Source organism: Methylobacterium frigidaeris (genome assembly GCF_022179185.1).
Classification (GTDB): domain Bacteria; phylum Pseudomonadota; class Alphaproteobacteria; order Rhizobiales; family Beijerinckiaceae; genus Methylobacterium; species Methylobacterium frigidaeris.
In genome coordinates this window covers 1-226 of sequence record NZ_BPQJ01000407.1, presented here as the reverse complement: position 1 = coordinate 226, position 226 = coordinate 1, and the positions used below count along the sequence as shown (strand labels likewise).

At 70.8% G+C, this 226-nt stretch carries 1 protein-coding gene; it reads left to right on the top strand.

Translation table 11 applies throughout. The features are described from left to right. Positions 1–226: hypothetical protein (locus MFF64_RS39245; protein WP_238194162.1), on the top strand; the 226-nt coding region annotated here is incomplete at both ends.

The window sequence follows — 226 nt, the reverse complement described above, 5'->3', positions numbered from 1 at the left end:
CCGGAACCGCCTCCCCCGCCTCAAGGACAAGGCGGCGGGGGTCCGGGCCCTGGTGGAGGTGCTGGAAAGGGAGACCACCGGGGAGGCGAAGCGGCTTCTCCAGGTGGCCCGGGAGGCCCTGGACGAGATCCAAGGCCTCCTCCTGGACCTCGTCCCAAGTCCCCACGAGAGGGTGCGGGGCCAAGGCCTCCTCCGCCTTTTGGCGGGCCTCCTGATTGCGTCGCTT